Annotated in this window: 1 pseudogene; it reads right to left on the reverse strand. The window is 45.0% G+C overall.

Features of this window, described 5'->3' with window-relative positions:
- Window positions 1-218: pseudogene (locus HA632_RS00130) on the reverse strand (T9SS C-terminal target domain-containing protein); the annotation flags it as partial.

The raw sequence follows: 218 nt of genomic DNA on the forward strand, positions 1-218 counted from the left end.
CAAGATACGTTGGTAGTGGTATTAGTAGAAGCCAAAGCTGTTGCCGGTTGCGTGATGGTTACACTTACATTGGAAGTACATCCGTTAGCATCGGTGATAACGGCGGTATAAGTACCTGCTGCAAAATTGTTAGCGGTAAAGGTTGTGCCTCCATTAGACCATAAAATGGTATAAGGAGCCGTTCCACCGGTAGCCGTTACTGTTACACTTCCATTGTT

The sequence above is a fragment of the Flavobacterium sp. J49 genome, from assembly GCF_011742145.1.
In the GTDB taxonomy this organism is placed as follows: domain Bacteria; phylum Bacteroidota; class Bacteroidia; order Flavobacteriales; family Flavobacteriaceae; genus Flavobacterium.